18 protein-coding genes are annotated in these 17,072 nt (G+C 61.6%); 6 read left to right on the top strand and 12 right to left on the bottom strand.

The window, feature by feature from the left end; all coding sequences use genetic code 11:
• Window positions 1-6 precede the first annotated feature (6 nt).
• The 8 genes from NPS29_RS06960 to NPS29_RS06995 form a co-directional block, all read right to left on the bottom strand.
• Entirely contained in the window at window positions 7-1,026 is a 1,020-nt protein-coding gene (locus NPS29_RS06960) for a PdxA family dehydrogenase (protein ID WP_274131591.1), read from the bottom strand.
• 227 nt (window positions 1,027-1,253) lie between these two features.
• Window positions 1,254-2,318, bottom strand: coding sequence for a class II fructose-bisphosphate aldolase (gene fba, locus NPS29_RS06965; protein WP_274131592.1), 1,065 nt, complete (start codon window positions 2,316-2,318; stop codon window positions 1,254-1,256).
• A 124-nt stretch (window positions 2,319-2,442) separates the two neighbouring features.
• A complete protein-coding gene (locus NPS29_RS06970; RefSeq protein WP_274131593.1) occupies window positions 2,443-2,766 on the bottom strand; it encodes an MliC family protein in 324 nt (107 codons plus the stop codon).
• Between the two features lie 99 nt (window positions 2,767-2,865).
• Window positions 2,866-3,093 carry a hypothetical protein gene (locus tag NPS29_RS06975; protein WP_274131594.1) on the bottom strand — a complete coding sequence of 76 codons (228 nt, stop codon included), beginning with the start codon at window positions 3,091-3,093 and terminating at the stop codon, window positions 2,866-2,868.
• 28 nt (window positions 3,094-3,121) lie between these two features.
• Window positions 3,122-4,285: a phosphoglycerate kinase gene (locus tag NPS29_RS06980; protein ID WP_274131595.1), complete on the bottom strand. Its 1,164-nt coding sequence runs from the start codon at window positions 4,283-4,285 to the stop codon at window positions 3,122-3,124.
• A gap of 18 nt (window positions 4,286-4,303) precedes the next feature.
• Entirely contained in the window at window positions 4,304-5,353 is a 1,050-nt protein-coding gene (gene epd / locus NPS29_RS06985; protein WP_274131596.1) for an erythrose-4-phosphate dehydrogenase, read from the bottom strand.
• Window positions 5,354-5,497: 144 nt separating this feature from the next.
• Complete coding sequence (gene tkt, locus NPS29_RS06990) at window positions 5,498-7,498, bottom strand: transketolase (RefSeq protein ID WP_274131597.1); 2,001 nt, start codon at window positions 7,496-7,498, stop codon at window positions 5,498-5,500.
• Entirely contained in the window at window positions 7,482-7,727 is a 246-nt protein-coding gene (locus tag NPS29_RS06995) for a hypothetical protein (protein ID WP_274131598.1), read from the bottom strand. The genes tkt and NPS29_RS06995 overlap by 17 nt, the downstream gene beginning before the upstream one ends.
• 29 nt (window positions 7,728-7,756) lie before the next feature.
• Here NPS29_RS06995 and NPS29_RS07000 point away from each other — a divergent pair, with 29 nt between their 5' ends.
• Window positions 7,757-8,752 (top strand): ArsR/SmtB family transcription factor, encoded by a 996-nt coding sequence (locus NPS29_RS07000; RefSeq protein ID WP_274131599.1) that lies wholly within the window; start codon window positions 7,757-7,759, stop codon window positions 8,750-8,752.
• Between the two features lie 18 nt (window positions 8,753-8,770).
• Window positions 8,771-9,961 (top strand): methionine adenosyltransferase, encoded by a 1,191-nt coding sequence (gene metK, locus NPS29_RS07005; RefSeq protein ID WP_274131600.1) that lies wholly within the window; start codon window positions 8,771-8,773, stop codon window positions 9,959-9,961.
• Between the two features lie 69 nt (window positions 9,962-10,030).
• Here metK and NPS29_RS07010 read toward each other — a convergent pair whose 3' ends face one another.
• On the bottom strand, window positions 10,031-10,651 hold the full coding sequence (locus NPS29_RS07010) for a LysE family translocator (RefSeq protein ID WP_274131601.1): 621 nt from the start codon (window positions 10,649-10,651) through the stop codon (window positions 10,031-10,033).
• Between the two features lie 199 nt (window positions 10,652-10,850).
• Between NPS29_RS07010 and ligB the strand changes: the two genes are divergently transcribed.
• Both ligB and NPS29_RS07020 read left to right on the top strand, forming a co-directional pair.
• Window positions 10,851-12,536: an NAD-dependent DNA ligase LigB gene (ligB, locus tag NPS29_RS07015; protein WP_425312455.1), complete on the top strand. Its 1,686-nt coding sequence runs from the start codon at window positions 10,851-10,853 to the stop codon at window positions 12,534-12,536.
• A 58-nt stretch (window positions 12,537-12,594) separates the two neighbouring features.
• Window positions 12,595-12,999: a DUF1090 domain-containing protein gene (locus NPS29_RS07020; protein ID WP_274131602.1), complete on the top strand. Its 405-nt coding sequence runs from the start codon at window positions 12,595-12,597 to the stop codon at window positions 12,997-12,999.
• Between the two features lie 92 nt (window positions 13,000-13,091).
• On the opposite strand, the gene NPS29_RS07025 is transcribed toward NPS29_RS07020, so the two are convergent.
• The 3 genes from NPS29_RS07025 to NPS29_RS07035 all read right to left on the bottom strand — a co-directional run bounded on the left by NPS29_RS07025 (window position 13,092) and on the right by NPS29_RS07035 (window position 14,869).
• Complete coding sequence (locus tag NPS29_RS07025; protein ID WP_274131603.1) at window positions 13,092-13,556, bottom strand: c-type cytochrome; 465 nt, start codon at window positions 13,554-13,556, stop codon at window positions 13,092-13,094.
• A gap of 64 nt (window positions 13,557-13,620) precedes the next feature.
• Window positions 13,621-14,019: an MAPEG family protein gene (locus NPS29_RS07030; protein ID WP_274131605.1), complete on the bottom strand. Its 399-nt coding sequence runs from the start codon at window positions 14,017-14,019 to the stop codon at window positions 13,621-13,623.
• A gap of 10 nt (window positions 14,020-14,029) precedes the next feature.
• Window positions 14,030-14,869 (bottom strand): DMT family transporter, encoded by an 840-nt coding sequence (locus NPS29_RS07035; protein ID WP_274131606.1) that lies wholly within the window; start codon window positions 14,867-14,869, stop codon window positions 14,030-14,032.
• A gap of 156 nt (window positions 14,870-15,025) precedes the next feature.
• On the opposite strand from NPS29_RS07035, the gene NPS29_RS07040 reads away from it, so the two are divergent.
• Window positions 15,026-15,847, top strand: coding sequence for a DeoR/GlpR family DNA-binding transcription regulator (locus tag NPS29_RS07040; protein WP_274131607.1), 822 nt, complete (start codon window positions 15,026-15,028; stop codon window positions 15,845-15,847).
• Window positions 15,848-16,111: 264 nt separating this feature from the next.
• Window positions 16,112-17,071 (top strand): L-threonate dehydrogenase, encoded by a 960-nt coding sequence (ltnD, locus tag NPS29_RS07045; protein WP_274131668.1) that lies wholly within the window; start codon window positions 16,112-16,114, stop codon window positions 17,069-17,071.
• Window position 17,072: the final 1 nt, after the last annotated feature.

Raw genomic sequence — 17,072 nt, forward strand, 5'->3', positions numbered from 1 at the left:
CTGTCCTTATGCGGTGGCCACCTCGCGCTTGAGCTTGCGGGCGGCGGCGTTGTCCGTGGCCACGCGAAAGGCTGCGGCCATCGCGCCCACGTCCGCCTTGCCGGTGCCGACGATGTCGTAGGCCACGCCATGGGCGGGGGTCGCGTAGACCGTTTTCAAACCGCCGGTCAGGGTCACGCCTTGGGAGAAGCCGAGCAGCTTGGTCGCGATCTGGCCCTGGTCGTGGTACATGATCACCACCGCGTCGAAATCGCCGTTGCGCGCCTTGATGAACACGGTGTCGGAGGGGAATGGCCCCTCGCTGGCCAAGCCCCTGGCGCGCAGCTTTTCCAGGGTCGGGCGGATGATCGTGATCTCTTCGTCTCCGAACAGGCCGTTCTCGCCGTTGTGCGGGTTGAGCGCGGCAACGCCAATGCGCGGGGTGGGATTGCCGAGCGCCTTCAAGGTGTCGTGAGCCAGTTGCAGTGCGCCTTCGATGCGATCCGGCTGGACCATATCGACGGCTTTGCGCAAGGCAACATGGGATGTGACACGAAAGGTGGAAAACTGCGGGATGATGTTCACTTCGCCGAAGTAGCCGACATGATCGGTCCAGGCGGCGAACATCTGATGCTCGTCGTGATAATTCCAGCCGCCGCGATGCAGGCCTGCCTTGTTCAGCGGTGCGAAGCAGATGCCATCCAGTTCGCCAGCCAGTGCAAGGTCAGTCATCACTTTGAGGGTTTCGCCGGTCAGGCGGCCAGATTCGGCGTTGACCTGACCACGCTCGAACAACGAAGGGTCGACGTTGTGCAGATCCAGCAGGGGGACCGCTTCGCTGCTGTGGTCGGCGTCGCTCAAGGTCGGGATGACGGTGTAGGGAATTGTCAGGCCCGCATCGCGCATCCCCAGCTTCAGGACACGCTCGTCGCCGATGATCACCACGTCAGCCCGCTCACGCGCCTGGGGTGTCGACAACAGCTTGACCACCAGCTCCGGGCCGATGCCAGTGACATCACCGAGCATAAGTCCAATCAAAGGCTTCATCAGGTGTTCTCCGGTCGGGTTTTGTTTTTGTAGTGATCCCCATCCTAGTCCTGCCCCCGTTCGCAACAACGTGCAAAACGTGGCCGGGCAATTCACGGAGTGTGGTTTTGAGCTCACTCCCACTTGTCCAGGTAACAGCGAGGGCACATTCAATGGCCAGATCCCGGGCACAAAAAAGCCCGCATCGCTGCGGGCTCTTTCTTGCCGATGAACCGATCAAATAATGATCAGTTGACCTTGGCGTTCAACTCGCCTTTGGCATAACGCTCGAACATGCGCTCCAGGGAGATCGGTTTGATCTTCGAAGCGTTGCCTGCGGTGCCGAAGGCTTCGTAACGGGCGATGCAGACGTCGCGCATGGCCGAAACGGTCTTGGCCAGGTATTTACGCGGGTCGAACTCGCTCGGGTTCTTGGCCATGAATTCGCGGATGGCACCGGTGGACGCCAGACGCAGGTCAGTGTCGATGTTGACCTTGCGCACGCCGTGCTTGATGCCTTCAACGATTTCCTCGACCGGCACGCCGTAGGTTTCCTTGATGTCGCCGCCGAACTCGTTGATGATTTTCAGCCATTCCTGAGGAACGGACGAAGAACCGTGCATCACCAGGTGGGTGTTCGGAATGCGTTTGTGGATTTCCTTGATGCGCTCGATCGCCAAGATGTCGCCGGTAGGCGGCTTGGTGAACTTGTAAGCACCGTGGCTGGTGCCGATGGCGATGGCCAGGGCATCAACGTTGGTCTTCTTCACGAAGTCAGCGGCTTCTTCAGGGTCGGTCAGCATCTGGCTGTGATCCAGCACGCCTTCGGCGCCAACGCCGTCTTCTTCGCCGGCCATGCCGGTTTCCAGCGAGCCCAGAACACCCAGCTCACCTTCTACCGAAACGCCGCAGGCGTGGGCCATGGCGACTACGCGCTGGGTCACGTCAACGTTGTATTCGTAGGTGGTCGGGGTCTTGCCGTCGACGCCCAGCGAGCCGTCCATCATCACCGAGCTGAAGCCCAGTTGCATGGAGCGCTGGCAGATGTCAGGGCTGGTGCCGTGGTCCTGGTGCATGACCACCGGGATGTGCGGGAATTCTTCGATTGCCGCCAGGATCAGGTGACGCAGGAACGGGGCGCCTGCGTATTTACGCGCACCGGCCGAAGCCTGAACGATCACCGGGGAATCGGTCTTGTCGGCCGCTTCCATAATGGCGCGCATCTGTTCCAGGTTGTTCACGTTGAATGCCGGAACGCCATAACCGAATTCGGCTGCGTGGTCCAACATCTGGCGCATGCTGATAAGTGCCATTGTCTGTCTCTCTCCCGGTAGGGTCGTTAATCGCGTGTGCCTGCCGTAACGGCAGCTCTTCAAATTATAGGGGCGCGCGGCAAAGGCGGCGCCCGGTGTTGCATCGTTCGAACCGCCAGGTGCCTTATGGCGCCTTGCAGCCGCGACCGATCAAATCGTTGGTAGCGTCCCAGTAGACCAGGCCTTCGCTGCCTTTGTTGTCGAACGCCAGTACGCCGTTGCTGTAAAGCGCGCCGGAAGCACCGGGCGCTGCCTGCAAGCGGAACACCTGCTCGCTCTGGTTCAGGCGTACATCGACCTCTTTCTTCGCAGGGTCGGCGTAGCGCCAGTAAACCTCGGCCTTGCTGTCACAGACCCAGTGGGTCCAGGCAGCGGCCGGTTCGGAAGCCTTCATGCTGGCACAACCGCCCAGCAGCATCAGTGTCGCAAGGGCAATCAAGCCTTTCATTACCACTCCTGGATCCCCTGCCGGACGCGACTCGCGTCAACGCCCGGTAAGTCTGGGGCCGTTCTGTTTCAGATGCACCCTGGCGCCGTCAGTTCAGATTCAGCGACAGGCTACAGGTCCCACGGCGGGCATGAAATCGTACTTTTCCCAGACTTCAGGACCGCCACGCTTGTAAACGATCGGTACGGTTTCAGCCTGCCAGCCAGCCTGATAGCAGCTGACCTGAAGCTGTTCCGGCGCGCCGTTGAGCGCCGTCTGGGCTTCAGGCTTGCTTGCGCAGCCGACCAGCAAACCCGCCATGATTAACAGCGGTAATGGCTTGACCATGTCATTCCCCTTCACCACGGCCTGATATTCAGGCCTTGGCGCGTTGTTCCAGAACTTCCACGGCAGGCAATACCTTGCCCTCGACGAACTCGAGGAACGCGCCGCCACCGGTGGAGATGTAGGAGATTTTCTCGCCCACAGCGTATTTGTCGATGGCTGCCAGAGTATCGCCGCCACCGGCGATGGAGAATGCCGAGCTGTCGGCAATCGCCTGGGCCAGCACTTTGGTGCCATTGCCGAACTGGTCGAATTCGAACACGCCGACCGGGCCGTTCCACAGGATAGTCCTGGAAGATTTCAACAAGTCGGCGAAGTGTCCGGCGGTTTTCGGACCGATGTCCAGAATCATGTCGTCGTCGGCCACGTCGGCGATCAGTTTGACAGTGGCTTCTGCATCCTGGGCGAATGCCTTGGCAACCACAACGTCAACCGGCAGCGGCACGCTGACCTTGGCGGCGATGGCGCGGGCGGTGTCCAGCAGGTCTGGCTCGTACAGCGACTTGCCGACCTTGTGGCCAGCAGCGGCCAGGAAGGTGTTGGCGATGCCGCCACCGACGATCAACTGGTCGCACTTCTCGCTCAGGCTGTTGAGCACGTCCAGCTTGGTGGAAACCTTGGAGCCGGCAACGATGGCGGCCATTGGCTTGGCCGGGTTGCCCAGGGCCTTGCCCAGTGCTTCCAGCTCGGCGGCCAGCAGCGGGCCTGCAGCCGCGACCTTGGCAAATTTTGCCACGCCGTGGGTCGAGCCCTCGGCGCGGTGAGCAGTGCCGAAAGCGTCCATCACGAAGACGTCGCAGAGAGCGGCGTACTTCTGCGCCAGCTCGTCGGCGTTCTTTTTCTCGCCCTTGTTGAAGCGCACGTTTTCGAACAGCACGATGTCGCCGGCCTTGACCTCGACGCCGTCCAGATACTCGGCGATGAGCGGCACTTCGCGACCCAGGGCCTTGCTCAGGTAGTCGGCCACCGGCTTGAGGCTGTTCTCGGCCGAGAACTCGCCTTCGGTCGGGCGACCCAGGTGCGAGCAGACCATGACAGCCGCGCCTTTCTCCAGCGCCAGCTTGATGGTCGGAAGCGATGCCAGGATGCGTGCGTCGCTGGTGACGACACCATCCTTGACCGGAACGTTGAGGTCTTCGCGGATCAGTACGCGCTTACCTTGCAGATCGAGGTCGGTCATCTTCAACACGGTCATGAGGTGTTCCTGTGTTTATTACTGTTGTTTGTTGATGCTGCGCAGATAGTGATCGGCGACATCCAGCATTCGATTGGCAAAACCCCATTCGTTGTCGAACCACGCCAGCACGTTGACCAGCCTTGGACCGGAAACCCGGGTCTGGCTGGCATCGATGATGGCCGAATGAGGGTCGTGGTTGAAATCACAACTGGCGTGCGGCAATTCGGTGTATGCCAGCAGGCCCTTGAGCGGGCCGCTTGTGGCAGCCTCGCGCAGAATCCGGTTGATCTCGACCGCGTCGGTGTCACGCCTGACCTGCATCGTGATGTCCAGGCATGAGACGTTCACCGTCGGCACACGAACTGCTTTGGCCTGAATTCGGCCGGCAAGTTCCGGGAGCAGCCGCTCGATGCCGCGCGCCAGACCAGTGGACACCGGGATGATCGACTGGAAAGCCGAACGCGTGCGTCGCAGATCCTCGTGATGATAGGCGTCAATCACGGGCTGGTCGTTCATCGCCGAGTGAATCGTGGTGATGGTGATGTAATCCAGGCCCAGTTCGCGGTTGAGCAGGTCCAGCAACGGCACGCTGCAGTTGGTGGTGCAGGACGCAGCGGACACCAGCAGCTCGTCACCGGTCAGCTTCTGCTGATTGATGCCGTACACGATGGTGGCGTCGACATCCGCCTCGCTTGCCATCGGATGGGAGAACAGCACACGGGGTGCGCGAGCCGCCAGGAAGCGCTCGCCGTCGGCGCGGGTGTGATAGACACCCGAGCACTCGATCACCAGATCGACGTCCAGTTCGTTCCAGTCGATGCCTTCCGGCGTCTCGCTGCGGAACACTTTGATGACGTGATCGTTGATGTGCAGAAAATCGCCTTCGACCCGCACTTCGCCGGGAAACCGGCCGTGTGTGGAGTCAAAGCGCGTCAGGTATTCGAGACTGGCCATGTCGGCCAGATCGTTGATCGCCACCACTTCAAAGCCCGCCTTCGCCCCTCGCTCGCACAGCGCGCGCAGCACGCAGCGGCCGATCCGACCGTAACCATTGAGGGCAACTTTGTAAGGGCGTGACTCTGGCATGGGGGTTCTCGGGTTTTGAACTACACAAAGAACCTGTAGGAGTGAGCTTGCTCGCGATTGGGTATACCTGTCACCGAATACATCGCTGACACACCGCTGATCGCGAGCAAGCTCACTCCTACAGTATTGCGACCACTGGACCTGTTACTCGTCTTCCAGCAGCTCTTCAGCCGTGCTGATGACGTTCTCCAGCGTGAAGCCGAACTCTTCGAACAGCGCAGGCGCAGGGGCCGACTCGCCGAAGGTGGTCATGCCGATCACGCGGCCTTCCAGACCGACGTACTTGTACCAGTAGTCGGCGTGAGCAGCCTCGATGGCGATACGCGCACTGACTTCCAGCGGCAGGACCGACTGCTTGTACAGCGCGTCCTGGCTTTCGAAGACGCTGGTGCACGGCATGGAAACCACACGTACGTTCTTGCCGTCGGCGGTCAGCTTGTCGAACGCCTGAACGGCCAGGCCGACTTCGGAACCGGTAGCGATCAGGATCAGGTCAGGCTCGCCGTTGCAGTCACGCAGCACGTAGCCACCACGGTTGATGTTCTCCAGTTGGAGCGCATCGCGTGCCTGGTGAGGCAGGTTCTGGCGGGAGAAGATCAGGGCCGAAGGACCGTCGTTGCGCTCGATGGCGTGTTTCCAGGCCACTGCCGACTCCACGGCATCGGCCGGGCGCCAGGTGTCCAGGTTCGGCGTGGAACGCAGGCTGGTCAGTTGCTCGATCGGCTGGTGAGTCGGGCCGTCTTCGCCCAGGCCGATGGAGTCGTGGGTGAACACGTAGATCACACGCTTTTTCATCAGCGAGGACATGCGCACCGCGTTGCGGGCGTATTCCATGAAGATCAGGAAGGTCGCGCCGTATGGCACGAAGCCGCCGTGCAGGGCGATGCCGTTCATGATCGCGCCCATGCCGAACTCACGCACACCGTAGTGCAGGTAGTTGCCGCTGGCGTCTTCGCCGGTGATGGACTTGCAGCCTTTCCAGATGGTCAGGTTCGAGCCTGCCAGGTCAGCCGAGCCGCCGAGGAACTCGGGCAGCAACGGGCCGAAGGCGCTCAGGGCGTTCTGGCTGGCTTTACGGCTGGCGATGGTTTCGCCCTTGGCGTTGACTTCAGCCACGTAGGCAGCGGATTTCTCGGCGAAGTCAGCTGGCAACTCGCCGCTCATGCGACGGACCAGCTCGTTGGCCAGCTCAGGGAAGGCAGCGGAGTAGGCAGCGAAACGCTGGTCCCACTCGGCCTCGGCCGCCAGGCCTTTTTCCTTGGCGTCCCACTCTTTGTAGATGTCGGCCGGGATTTCGAACGGGCCGTGAGTCCACTTGAGCGCAGCGCGGGTCAGGGCGATTTCGTCGTTGCCCAGCGGAGCGCCGTGGCACTCTTCCTTGCCCTGCTTGTTCGGCGAGCCGAAACCGATGGTGGTCTTGCAGCAGATCAGGGTCGGCTTGTCGCTCTTGCGAGCGGTTTCGATGGCGGTCTTGATCTCGTCGGCGTCATGGCCGTCGACGTTGCGGATCACCAGCCAGCCGTAGGATTCGAAGCGCTTTGGCGTGTCATCGGTGAACCAGCCTTCGACTTCGCCATCGATGGAGATGCCGTTGTCGTCATAGAAGGCGATCAGCTTGTTCAGGCGCAGGGTACCGGCCAACGAAGCGACTTCGTGGGAAATACCTTCCATCATGCAGCCATCACCCATGAACACGTAGGTGTGGTGGTCGACGATGCTGTGGCCAGGACGGTTGAACTGTGCGGCGAGCGTCTTCTCGGCGGCAGCGAAACCGACGGCGTTGGCGAAACCCTGGCCCAGCGGGCCGGTGGTGGTTTCAACGCCCGGGGTGTAGCCGTATTCAGGGTGGCCCGGGGTGCGGCTGTGCAGTTGACGGAAGTTCTTCAGGTCGTCGATCGACAGGTCGTAGCCGGTCAGGTGCAGCAGCGAGTAGATCAGCATCGAGCCGTGGCCGTTGGATAGGATGAACCGGTCACGGTCGGCGAACAGCGGGTTGCTCGGGTTGTGTTTCAGATAATCGCGCCACAGGACTTCAGCGATATCCGCCATGCCCATAGGGGCTCCTGGGTGGCCGCTGTTGGCCTTTTGCACGGCATCCATGCTGAGGGCACGAATGGCATTGGCACGCTCACGACGGCTGGGCATCGCTGATCTCCTGGGGCAAAGAAGTGGGATCTGAAAAAGGCGGCCATTTTCCCTCAGGCACTGCCTTGGGGGCAATGACAGATACATCCCGAAGCACGATTTTCCTGCCTTGCAGGCGATATTTCTTCACTGGCAAGGGACTTGCGCCCGCAAACGGCGCAATCACGGCGTCAGCCCGTCGCCACCCATCGACCAATATCAAAACTTTTTGATATTGCCCTTGCAGCATCCCGGATCGGTATCTAGACTGCCAGCCCTATGAGTATTCCTGCGTCCGCCATCAGCCCCGAGCAAAGCGATGAACTGGCTGCCTTGTGCAAGGCCGGCGGCGACCCGCTGCGCCTGAACGTGCTGCGCGCGCTCTCCAACGATTCGTTCGGCGTGCTGGAACTGGCGCAGATCTTCGCCATTGGCCAGTCCGGCATGAGTCATCACCTCAAGGTGCTGGCCCAGGCGGATCTGGTGGCAACTCGCCGGGAAGGCAACGCGATCTTCTATCGCCGCGCCCTGCCCCACACCGATTTATTCGGCGGCAAGCTGCACGCGGCACTGCTCGAAGAGGTCGATGAGCTGACGCTTCCCGACGATGTCCAGGCCCGTATCGGCCTGGTCCATCGCCAACGGGCCAACGCCAGCCAGGACTTTTTCGCACGGACCGCAGAGAAATTTCGTGCCCAGCAGGACCTGATCGCAGGACTGCCGCAATACCGCGACAGCCTGCTGTCGCTGCTGGACAAACTGAGTTTCGAGGCAGGCGCCACGGCCGTTGAAGTCGGGCCCGGTGACGGCGGTTTCCTGCCGGACCTTGCGCAGCGCTTCGGGCATGTCACAGGGCTGGACAACAGCCCGGCCATGCTCGATCTGGCGCGAGACATCTGCACGCGCAAGGCGCTGGATAATGTCGAGCTGAAACTGGCCGATGCATTGACCGACGCTAATGTTTCGGCTGACTGCGTCGTCTTGAATATGGTGCTTCATCATTTTGCGGCGCCGGCCGAAGCACTCAAACAACTGGCCAACCTGTTGCGACCAGGCGCAAGCCTCTTGGTGACAGAGTTGTGCAGCCACGACCAGAGCTGGGCAAAGGAAGCCTGTGGCGATCTCTGGTTGGGTTTCGAACAGGAAGACCTGGCCCGCTGGGCCATCGCTGCGGGGCTGGTCCCCGGAGAAAGTCTGTACATAGGTTTACGTAATGGTTTCCAGATCCAGGTCCGCCACTTTCAGCGACCGGCTGGCGACACTCACCATCGGTAACACAGGAAAATTGTCGAGATGAGCGAATACTCCCTTTTCACCTCCGAGTCCGTGTCCGAAGGGCATCCGGACAAAATCGCCGACCAGATCTCCGATGCGGTGCTGGACGCCATCATTACCCAAGACAAACACGCCCGTGTGGCCGTGGAAACCCTGGTCAAGACCGGCGTAGCCATCGTGGCAGGCGAAGTCACCACCAGCGCCTGGGTTGATCTGGAGCAGATCGTTCGCGACGTGATCAGCGGCATCGGCTACACCAGCTCCGACGTCGGCTTCGACGGCGCGACCTGCAGCGTGATGAACATCATCGGCAAGCAGTCCCCTGACATCAACCAGGGCGTTGACCGCGCCAAGCCTGAAGATCAGGGCGCTGGCGACCAGGGCCTGATGTTCGGCTACGCCAGCAACGAAACTCCAGAGCTGATGCCTGCGCCAATCGCGTTCTCGCACCAGTTGGTCAAGCGCCAGGCTGAAGCCCGTAAATCCGGCCTGCTGCCTTGGCTGCGCCCGGACGCCAAATCCCAGGTCACCTGCCGCTATGAGAACGGCATCGTGGTCGGTATCGACGCCATCGTGCTGTCGACCCAGCACAACCCGGATGTGTCTTACAACGACCTGCGCGACGGCGTGATGGAACTGATCGTCAAGCACGTGCTGCCAGCCGAGCTGCTGCACAAGGACACCCAGTTCCACATCAACCCGACTGGCCAGTTCATCATCGGTGGCCCGGTGGGCGACTGTGGCCTGACCGGCCGCAAGATCATCGTCGACAGCTACGGCGGCATGGCCCGTCACGGCGGCGGCGCGTTCTCCGGCAAGGATCCATCCAAGGTTGACCGTTCGGCTGCCTACGCCGGTCGTTACGTGGCCAAGAACATCGTTGCCGCTGGCCTGGCCGAGCGCTGCGAGATTCAGGTTTCCTACGCCATCGGCGTCGCGCAACCGACTTCGATCTCGCTGAACACCTTCGGCACCGGCAAGATCAGCGATGACAAGATCATCCAGCTGGTACGCGAGCACTTCGACCTGCGTCCGTACGCAATCACCAAGATGCTCGACCTGCTGCACCCGATGTACCAGGACACCGCAGCCTACGGCCACTTCGGCCGCACGCCGGAAACCAAGACCGTGGGCGAAGACACCTTCTCCACGTTCACCTGGGAGAAAACCGACCGCGCTGCCGCCCTGCGCGCTGCTGCAGGCCTGTAATACGGGTTAGCGGTTGTTGTAAGAAAAAGCCCCTGGCGATGAGAGTCGTCAGGGGCTTTTTCGTGGGTGTCACCCCCTGCGTGCCACCAGCAGGAACGAGGCGGCGCTGGCCAGCAAGCCTGCGCAGATCCTGTTGAACAGCCGCTTGCCGCTGGGCTTGGCGAACAGCCGCCGGGCATACACGCCCATATAGCAGTACAGGGCGATGGCAACGCACTCCAGTGCCAGGAACATCGCACCCAACTGTGCGAACTGTGTGGTGATCACCCCGGAACGATCGACGAACTGCGGCAAGAACGCAGTAAACAGAAGGATCGCCTTGGGATTGCCGATGGCCACCAGAAACTCTTGCCGCGCCAGACGCCCTACTCCGACCGAGACCGCCGCCTCATCCACAGGCGAATCCCCATTGGCGCGCCAGAGTTGCACCGCCAGATAGAACAGGTAGGCGGCGCCAACGATCTTGATCGCGTGAAACAGCAGTTCGGAGGTGTGCAGCACTGCCGCCAGCCCCACTGCCGCCAGGGCAATCATGATCGCGAATGCCAGCAGCCGCCCAAGGCCACCGCTGCACGCCCGCATGAATCCGTAGCGTGAGGCATTGCTGATCGACAGCAGGTTGTTCGGGCCGGGTGCCATGTTCAGGGCGAAGCAGGCAGGGATAAAGACCAGGAGTGTCGACAGGTTCACGGAGAATCTCCTTGTTGTTTTCTGACACACATAAGAGACCCCATTCTGCACCCTCGCCGAATCGGCTCAAGGGACAGCCAGGCAGCGAAAACGGCCCCAACAGTACCGGCAGCCGAAAAAGCCTGTAACCAGACTGCCGGGCAAGCCTGGCGCCAAAACCTTAGCCTGACTGCCCACTCGTTCAGGCAAGGATGCTTCGATGCTGCGTTACCTGTGCTTCATGGTCGGTGGGCTGATCGCCCTTTCAGTCAGCTTCGCCAATGCCCAGCCCTGCCCCGAGTGGCCCGGGGATCGGGCCGAGAGCGAAATCCGCTCGCTGCAGCAACAGATCGAACGCTGGGACGATGCCTATCATCGCGAGGGCGTCTCGCTGGTGGCCGATGAGCTTTACGACCAGGCCGTGCAGCGGTTGGGCAAGCTGCGCAAGTGTTTTGACCAACAGGCACCCAAGGACGAAAACCCGCTCAAGACTGCGACAGGCCCGATACTGCACCCCATCCCCCACACAGGTTTGAACAAGCTGCCCGACGAACACGCCGTGCAGGCCTGGATGAGCGGGCGGAGCGATCTGTGGATTCAGCCGAAAGTCGACGGGGTTGCGGTCACTCTGGTCTACGAGAACGGCAAGCTGGCCAGGCTCATCAGCCGTGGCGACGGCGTCAGCGGGCAGGACTGGACCGGGCACGCTCATCAGATCCAGGCGATTCCGCCCTCGTTGGCGTGGGAATCGACACTGGTGCTGCAAGGCGAGCTGTACTGGAATCTGCCCGATCACAAGCAGGCCGAAGCCGGCAGCGCCAATGCTCGCAGCAAGGTCGCTGGCCTGCTCGCGCGCAAGGCAATCAGCGAAGAGGAAGGCGCGCAGGTTGGGCTGTTCGTCTGGGACTGGCCGGAGGGGCCGGCGGGCATGCGCGAGCGTATGGCCGGGCTGCACGCGCTTGGCTTCACCGACAGCCAGCGCTTCAGCGAACCGGTATCAGGCATCGCACAGGCTAAAAGCTGGCGTGAGTTCTGGTACACCCACGCCTTGCCCTTTGCCTCCGATGGCGTCGTGATTCGAGAAGGCCAGCGCCCGCCTGCGGAGCGCTGGCGGGCCAAGGCGCCCTACTGGATTGCGGCGTGGAAATATCCGCTTGCACAAATACTGGCGCAGGTACGAAGCGTTCATTTCAACGTCGGACGCAGCGGAAAGATCACGCCGGTGCTGGAGCTCGAACCGCTGACACTGGATGACCGAAAAGTCAGCCGGGTGAGCGTCGGCTCATTCAAACGCTGGGAGACGCTGGACATCCGCCCCGGCGATCAGGTCGCCATCAGCCTTGCAGGGCTGACGATCCCGCGCCTGGACGGCGTCGTCACCCGCAGCGTTGAGCGCACACCGTTGACCATCCCCAACACCGCCGACTATCACGCACTCAGTTGCTGGCAGCCGGTTCCTGGTTGTGAAAGCCAGTTCCGCGAACGACTCAAGGGGCTCGGCGGCAAGCAGGGCCTGGCCATGACCGGCGTAGGACCGGGCACTTGGGACAAGCTGATCGAGGCCGGAAAAATCAACGGCCTGCTGGACTGGATGCACCTCGACGGTGCACAGCTTGCTAAGATTCCCGGCCTGGGAGAGCGCAGCAGCGCTAGACTGTTGGAGAGTTTTCAGGGCGCAGGCGAACAAAGCTTCGAAATCTGGCTCAAAGCGCTCGGCTTGCCGCCGGTCGCGGGCGCGCAGCTGGGCGGTTCGTGGTCCGAGCTGTCTGCCCGCAGCGTCGCCCAATGGCAGGCCGAACCCGGCATTGGCCCGGGACGTGCGGTGCAGTTGCAGGCATTTTTTCAAGACCCGCACGTGCAGGCCCTGAGTGGCAAGCTGCGCGAGCGGGGTATCAAAGGGTTTTAGTCACTTTTCATCCCGGACTTCATGTCGTCTGTCCGGGCATCTTTTTCAAGGAGCGTTCATGAAATTCTTGTCATCACTGCTGATGGTCACCGTCTGCGGGATATGGGCGGCGCCGTCAATGGCGGCCGAGCCTTTGTGCGAAGCCAAGCGCGCGGACATCCAGGCGCAGATCGAGCAGGCCAAGGCCGCCGGGAACAGCGATCAACAGGCGGGCCTGGAAAAAGCCCTGAGCGAGAACACCGAGCACTGCACCGACGCGAGCCTGATCAAGGCACAGGAAAAGAAAGTCCTGGAGGCCAAGCAGGAAGTCGGCAAGCGTCAATCGGACCTGGACAAGGCGATGAAGAAAGGCGACGCCGACAAGATCAACAAGCGCAAGGACAAACTGGCCGAATCGCGCAAGGAGCTGCAGGACGAACAGCAGAAGCTGGAGCAGATCCAGCCCGATGAAGACGACGAGTAAGAAAGCTGCAAGCCATAAGCTTCAAGCCGCAAGCCACGCCAACACCGCGCACGACTTGCGGCTTGTGGCTTGCCGCTTGAAGCTGACGCCAGTCAGTGGTCGCGAAACTCCTTGTGACAGGCATCACAGGCATCTTCGACGTTGTTCATCGGCGGGATCATGTTGGCCGGGGTCAGTTGCAAGGATCTGGTCGCGATGACCAGTTCCCCGGTCCGGGCCTCAAGCGCCCGGGCCAGTTCCTGAAAGCGCGCCTGGCGCTCCCACACCGCATCCCTGGCGCTGGTGTGTTCTGCTTCACGAACAGGCGGGAAGTGTTTCCACGGTTCGTGGGCCAGGCCATCGAGCTTCACCGCACCCTCGGCGAACTTTGCGCCGTCGAACGGCAGCCGCCCGCGCAGCATGCCGCCGGTGTCTTCGCTGGTCTTGAGCATCTGCTTGAAGATTGCCTTGCGCTGGCCGAGCGGGGAATCCGGGTCGACGCCCCCGCAGGCCGTCAACGCAAAGGCTGCGACCAGCAGCAGACCGAAACTTCTCAACGCGACGCTCTTTGAATTCATGGCGACTACTGGCGAAAAAGGGTCGCCAGTATCTGCGTACGCCCTGAAAAACCCAAGTGAATGTTCAGGCAGGCGTGCCGACGGAAACGCCGAACAAAGCGACCACCAGCGCCAGCCCGATGAACCACACCAGCGAGCGCAGGGCGGCCAGATCCGCCAGGTAGAAAATGATGTAGAGCAGGCGCGTGGTGACGAACAGCACCCCCAATACATCGATGGTCACCAGTTGGGCGACCCCGGCGATATGGGCAATGATCACACCGGCTGCGAACCCCGGAATCGCCTCGAAGCTGTTCTGCTGCGCGGCATGGGCACGGCGCGGGAATCCTTCGAGGCTTTCGAGGAAATCACGGGGGTCGTGATTGTCGCTCATGCGGAATCCACCACCGCCGAACTTGGCAATCCCGGCACACACAATCGGCAGCAGAATCACGATCAACACGCACCAGAAGGCAACGGTCATGTTCACATCCTTAAAAAGTGAGCTTCATCAGAAGCATTCCGAGTAAAACCAGCGCACAGGCTAAGAGCCGTGGCCGGCCAAAAGGTTCTTTGAGATAGCGCATGCCGAACAACACCACCAGCACCACACTCACCTCGCGCAACGCTGCCGCCTCTGCCACTGAGCCTAGCTGCATTGCCCAGAGCACCAGGGCATAACTTGCCAGAACGCAAAAACCGACTGCCAGGCCCAGCCTCCACTGCTCGCGCCAGAACAGGGTGAATGCCGGACGTTTCTTGACCACCGCCAGCAGCGGGAAGGGCCAGGCGCTGATGAACGTCAGCCAGACCAGATAGTCCAGCGGGGCGATGCCATGCTTGAGCGCCTGGCCATCGATCCAGGTGTAACATCCGATGCACAGGCCGATCAGCCCGACAACCGGCAGCATCGACCACGGCAGACGATCCCCGCCGCCACCCTGCCACAACAGGCAGACCATGCCGGCAGGGATCAGCAGAATGCCGAGAATCTGCTGGGTCGTCAGGTGCTCGCCTGCGAAGATCAAAGTCAGCGCCAGCACCACCAGCGGCGACAACCCTCGCATCAGCGGGTAGACCAGGCCCAGATCGCCCACCTGATAGGCGCGGATCAGCAAGGCGCGATAAACCAGCTCGAACAACGCCGACGCCACAAGCCAAGGCCAGATGTGCAGCGGCGGCGGCGTGACGAACCCCAGCGCGATCACCGCGAGGACAAAAGCGACCACGTCCATGCTGGCGATGACCAGCAACCGCTCGCCGCTGAATTTGATGAGGGTGTTCCAGGTGGCATGCAGCAACGCTGCGATCAGGACCAGGGTTGTCGCCAGCACGTACTCTCCTTATTCGCCCACACCAACCACCAGGCGACACTTTTTCGAGCATAAAGGTTGGCGATGACGGAATACACCAGGCGTGCCGATTGGCTAAGATGCCAGCCATCACAGCCGAGATCGGCCGTACACCGAACCGTTGTATCAGGAGCCTGAATGTCCAGCGAAGAAGACACCACCATCAGTGGTGCAGCGCCCATGATTCCCGACCAGCGCCGGGAGCTGATGCTGCGTCAGTTGCGCAAGCACCAGGTGCTCAGCGTGCACCAACTGATGGAAATGTTCGACTGCTCGCACATGACCATCCGCCGCGACATCGCCTTGCTGGAACAGAGCGGGCGCGCATATTCGGTCACCGGCGGCGTGCGCATCGCAAGCCAGGTGCACAGCGAGCCCAGCCACCAGTCCAAGGCCGTGGTCGAGCTTCCCCACAAACAGGCGATGGCGCGGCTGGCCGCAACCTTGCTGCACCCGGAAATGACCGTGTACCTGGACGCCGGCACCAGCACGCTGGAGCTGGTGCCCTATATCGTCGCTCTGTCGGGGATGACCGTGGTGACCAACGACTTTGGCGTGGTCAATGCGCTGGCCGATGCGACCCATGTGGACGTGATTCACACCGGCGGCCTGCTGGATCACCCGAACCGCTCCTGCGTCGGCGGCCTGGCAGCGGCGACCCTGCGCCAACTGGCGACGGACGTTGCCTTCATGTCGACCAGTTCATGGGACCTGCAACGCGGCACCACCACGCCGTCTGCCTTGAAGGTCGAGGTCAAGCAGGCGGCGATGCAGGCCGCCTCCCGCAGCGTGCTGCTGACCACCAGTTCCAAGTACGGCACCTTCGGCATGTACAAAGTCGCGGGGCTTGAGCAGTTCGACACGATCGTCAGCGACGACGGCCTGGGCGGCGCGGCGGCAGACAGCATCCGTGCGCTTGGGGTGGATGTGTTGTTGGCGTCTGTGGACAACCCTCGCTGAGGCAACCCCTTCCCCGTAGCAGCACGGCTTGCCGGCGGGAGCGGTGTGTCAGACAGTGCATCCGTCATAGACACGCCGCTCCCGCCGGCAAGCCGTGCTGCTACGGAACGAATTTCACATCGGCTGCCAACTATCTTCAAAGCCCCGGGCCAGATACCGGGGCTTTTTTGTTGCTCGAAAAATGATCTATGTTAACTTTTGTTAATTCAAAATATTACTTCACATTATCCGGTCACAGGTTCACTATCTTTAACAGATCCGAACATACACCGTTCAAGTGCCAACGGTAGCGAAGGCACTCGACCCGAGGAGAGACTCATGAATAACAAGAACGTCGGCGTCATTGGCCTGGGTGCCATGGGCCTTGGTATCGCCCGCTCGCTGCTGCGCAGCGGCTTCAATGTGCATGCCTGTGACGTGCGCGCAGCCGTCACCGAGCAGTTCGCCAGCGAAGGCGGCGTTGCTTGTGATTCTCCAGCCGCGATGGCTGCTGCCTGCGACGTCATCATCACTGTCGTGGTCAACGCCGAGCAGACCGAAACCGTACTCTTCGGTGAGAACGGCGCCGTCGCCGCTCTGGCTCAAGGCAGCCTGGTCATCGGTTGCGCCACTGTCGCCCCGACCTTCGCCATCGAGCTGGGCCAGCGCCTGACTGAAAAAGGCCTGCTGTACCTCGATGCACCGATCTCCGGTGGCGCCGCCAAAGCCGCTGCCGGCCAGATGACCATGATGACCAGCGGCCCTGCCGACTCCTACGCCAAGGCCGACGCGGTGCTCAACGGCATGGCTGGCAAGGTCTATCGCCTGGGCGACGTCCATGGCCTGGGTTCGAAAGTCAAAATCATCAACCAGCTGCTGGCCGGTGTGCACATCGCCGCGAGCGCCGAAGCCATGGCCTTGGGCCTGCGCGAAGGTGTCGACGCCGACGCCCTGTACGAAGTCATCACCAACAGCGCCGGTAATTCGTGGATGTTCGAAAACCGCGTGCCGCACATCCTCAAGGCTGACTACACGCCGCTGTCGGCCGTGGACATCTTCGTCAAGGACCTGGGCCTGGTACTGGATACCGCCCGCGCCAGCAAATTCCCGCTGCCGCTGTCGTCCACTGCCCACCAGATGTTCATGCAGGCCTCGACCGCAGGTTTTGGTCGCGAAGACGATTCGGCCGTGATCAAGATCTTCCCGGGCATCACCCTGCCGGGCGCCAAAGCCGCCAACGACTGAG

The sequence above is a fragment of the Pseudomonas putida genome (assembly GCF_028682175.1).
Lineage (GTDB): Bacteria > Pseudomonadota > Gammaproteobacteria > Pseudomonadales > Pseudomonadaceae > Aquipseudomonas > Aquipseudomonas putida_AD.

Bases quoted from the DNA above. Each gene is read 5' to 3' on its own strand.
- NPS29_RS07040 (WP_274131607.1), top strand. From the start codon at position 15,026: ATGTCCAGCGAAGAAGACACCACCATCAGTGGTGCAGCGCCCATGATT.
- NPS29_RS07025 (WP_274131603.1), bottom strand. From the start codon at position 13,556: ATGAATTCAAAGAGCGTCGCGTTGAGAAGTTTCGGTCTGCTGCTGGTC.
- NPS29_RS06995 (WP_274131598.1), bottom strand. From the start codon at position 7,727: ATGCTGCAAGGGCAATATCAAAAAGTTTTGATATTGGTCGATGGGTGG.
- tkt (WP_274131597.1), bottom strand. From the start codon at position 7,498: ATGCCCAGCCGTCGTGAGCGTGCCAATGCCATTCGTGCCCTCAGCATG.
- NPS29_RS06980 (WP_274131595.1), bottom strand. From the start codon at position 4,285: ATGACCGTGTTGAAGATGACCGACCTCGATCTGCAAGGTAAGCGCGTA.
- NPS29_RS07030 (WP_274131605.1), bottom strand. From the start codon at position 14,019: ATGACCGTTGCCTTCTGGTGCGTGTTGATCGTGATTCTGCTGCCGATT.
- NPS29_RS06960 (WP_274131591.1), bottom strand. From the start codon at position 1,026: ATGAAGCCTTTGATTGGACTTATGCTCGGTGATGTCACTGGCATCGGC.
- NPS29_RS06970 (WP_274131593.1), bottom strand. From the start codon at position 2,766: ATGAAAGGCTTGATTGCCCTTGCGACACTGATGCTGCTGGGCGGTTGT.
- NPS29_RS06975 (WP_274131594.1), bottom strand. From the start codon at position 3,093: ATGGTCAAGCCATTACCGCTGTTAATCATGGCGGGTTTGCTGGTCGGC.
- fba (WP_274131592.1), bottom strand. From the start codon at position 2,318: ATGGCACTTATCAGCATGCGCCAGATGTTGGACCACGCAGCCGAATTC.
- epd (WP_274131596.1), bottom strand. From the start codon at position 5,353: ATGCCAGAGTCACGCCCTTACAAAGTTGCCCTCAATGGTTACGGTCGG.
- NPS29_RS07020 (WP_274131602.1), top strand. From the start codon at position 12,595: ATGAAATTCTTGTCATCACTGCTGATGGTCACCGTCTGCGGGATATGG.
- ligB (WP_425312455.1), top strand. From the start codon at position 10,851: ATGCTGCGTTACCTGTGCTTCATGGTCGGTGGGCTGATCGCCCTTTCA.
- NPS29_RS07000 (WP_274131599.1), top strand. From the start codon at position 7,757: ATGAGTATTCCTGCGTCCGCCATCAGCCCCGAGCAAAGCGATGAACTG.
- metK (WP_274131600.1), top strand. From the start codon at position 8,771: ATGAGCGAATACTCCCTTTTCACCTCCGAGTCCGTGTCCGAAGGGCAT.